This window comes from Desulfurellaceae bacterium (assembly GCA_021296095.1).
Taxonomy (GTDB): domain Bacteria; phylum Desulfobacterota; class Binatia; order Bin18; family Bin18; genus JAAXHF01.
This window is the reverse complement of record JAGWBB010000002.1, coordinates 1,131-3,878: the sequence shown is the minus strand read 5'-3', so window position 1 is coordinate 3,878 and position 2,748 is coordinate 1,131. Positions and strand designations below refer to the sequence as shown.

Annotated in this window: 2 protein-coding genes; both read left to right on the top strand. The window is 66.4% G+C overall.

Annotated elements, in window-relative coordinates:
• Window positions 1-2,282, top strand: a 2,282-nt coding sequence (locus J4F42_00515; GenBank protein MCE2483963.1) for a molybdopterin-dependent oxidoreductase, incomplete at its 5' end; no start/stop codon positions are given.
• Between the two features lie 121 nt (window positions 2,283-2,403).
• Window positions 2,404-2,748, top strand: a 345-nt coding sequence (locus tag J4F42_00510) for a hypothetical protein (GenBank protein MCE2483962.1), incomplete at its 3' end; no start/stop codon positions are given.

The window sequence follows — 2,748 nt, the reverse complement described above, 5'->3', positions numbered from 1 at the left end:
TGCTGTGCAGCCATAACTGTGGCCTGCGGGTCGATGTGGTTGACGGACACATCGAGCACATTCGGGCGGACGAGACGAGCCCGATCTCGCACGGCTATATCTGCAATAAAGGCTTCAGCATTCCCGCCTATGTGAACCACGCCCAGCGCGTCTCACATCCGCTCAAGCGGCGGCCCGAGGGCGGTTTTGAGCAAATCAGCTGGCAGCAGGCCATCGCCGAAATCGGCGCCAGACTGAAACGTATCCGCGACCAGCACGCGCCACGCTCCATCGGCCTGGTCGGGATTGGCGGCCAGGCCAACCATCTGGACGCGCCGTTCGGGGTGACGTTTCTGTCGCTGCTGGGCTCGCGGCGCTTCTTTAACGCCCTGGCTCAGGAAAAGTCGCAGCACTGGATGGTCTTGCAATGGATGCTGGACAGCTCGTCGGGCACCTCCTTGCACCCCGACCATGACGCGTCCGATTTCCTGCTGGTGCTCGGCACCAACCCGCATATCAGCAACCGGGGCCACAATCCGACCGACGGACTGAAAGCCCTGGCCCGCGATAGCGCCCGCAAGATGGTAGTCGTCGATCCCCGGATCACCGAGACCACCCGCCAGGCCGACCGCCACCTGCGCCTCAAGCCCGGGACGGACGCCTATCTGCTCCTGGCCCTGGCCGCGATCATCATTGGCCGCGACCTGGGCGACGCGGATTTCATTCGGGACAAGACGCTCGGCTACGAGGAGATCAAAGCCTGGCTGGCCGGGGTTGACGTGCCGGACATGGCCCGCCGCTGTGGCCTGGACGTGGGCGATATTGTCGCCACGGCCGAAGAGCTGGCGGCCGCCCGGCGCGCCTCGCTACTGTGGGACCTGGGCGTTGAGATGACGCTGTTCTCGACCCTCAACTCCTACCTCCTGCACCTGCTGGTGGCGGTGACCGGCAACCTGGGCAAACCGGGCGGCAACGTGTTCACCACCAACCTCAACCCGCCGACGCCCGACCCGCGGCGTCATGACGAACCCGAACGCGCCCTGGCGTCCGGCATTCCGGCCGTCTCGGCCTTTGCCCGGCTGGGCGTGTTCTCGCCGGTGCTGATTCCTGAAGAGATCACGCTCGACCATCCCGAACGCCTGCGGGCGCTGATCGTCGAGGGGTCAAATCCGCTGCTGTCCTACCCCGATACCAAGGCGTGGCTGGCGGCGCGCGAAGAGCTGGAGCTGCTAGTCGTCATCGAGCCGGCCATGACCGAGACGGCGCGGGTGGCCGACTATGTCCTGCCCACGCCGGTCGGCTACGAAAAGTGGGAGATGGCCAGCTTCCCGCGCGGCTTTCCCGGCGTGCCGGTTCAGGTTCGTCCGCCCATCGTTCCGGCCCTGGGCGAAGCCCTGCCCGAGGGCGAGATCTATATCCGTCTGGCCGAGGCCATGGATCTGGTGCCCGAGGCGCCGGCCGAGCTGCACGAGCTGGCGGCCGAGGCCGATCAGCCGGACGGCGCGGCGCGCTATCTCGGCGCCCTGCAGGTTGCGGCCAAGCAGGCCGGGTTTCGCGCCCCGCTGTACTGGGCCTACCGGACCCTGGGTCTCCAGCTGGACGCGCCGGTCCTGTCCTCGATCTGGTTTCAGGCGCTCATGAACGGTCGTGTGCGGGGTGAAGCCGTGGCCCGGGCGTTTGGCCCGGAGTGGCAGGACAAGGACGGCTTCAGCCTGGGGCTGGAGGTGTATCGACGGCTGATGGCGCATCCCGAGGGGGTGGAGATTGCCCGGCTCGACCCGGCGACGAATCTGGATGAGCGGATCGGCTTCGACGACAAAAGGGTCCGCCTGGCGCCGCAGCAGATCCAGGCCGAGCTGAACCGGGCCATTGCCACGCAGCCCGCCCACGACCCTGACTACCCGACTATCCTGGCCTCGGGCCTGCGCACCCGCTGGACGGCCAACACCATTCAGCGCGACCCCGAGTGGCGCAAAGGGCGGGGACCGCACTGCGCGCTCAACCTGTCGCCCGGCGACGCCGAACGGATAGGCGTGAGCAATGGGGATACGATTCGGGTCGTCACCAGACGCGGCAGCGTCGAGCTACCGGCCATGATCGATACCAAACTCCTGGACGGCCATGTGTGGATGCCGAACGGCTTCGGCATGCAGTACCCGAGCGGCGAGGGCGGCTACGACGGACCGACCGCAAGCGTCGGGGTGAACATGAACGACTACACCGATGTCACCGCCCGCGACCCTTTCAGCGGCTGTCCGCACCACCGCTATGTGCCGTGCCGGCTTGAGCCGGTGGACGGCTGACTGCTGCCGGAGTCCCCGCAGGACAGGCAGAGTCCGACTCCCTCTCCCCCGGAGGGAGAGGGCTGGGGTGAGGGGGTAGCGCCTACATCACTCCTGTCGCACCCTCTGCAAGAACGCACGGATGAGAAGCCTTGGGATTTCGAAGATCTGTGGAGTCCTGCTCCTGCTCAGAGCGTGGCTGGCTTCTGCTCAGCCGGCCGCCGCCCAGAGTGGCATTGGTGTGATCTCGGGCTGGGCGTGTGAGGCAGAAGAGATTGTCATTGAGCTGAACGGGATGCCGCTACAAGCGGGCTATGGCACCATACGAGAGGATACCCGGAGTGTCTGTGGCGATGCCAACAACGGCTTCAGCCTGTTGTGGAACTGGAACAACCTGGGGCCGGGAGAGCATACGGTGCGGGCGTTGCTTGACGGGGTCGAGTTTGCCCACACCACCGTGCGGGTAACCACCCTGAGGGAGGAGCCG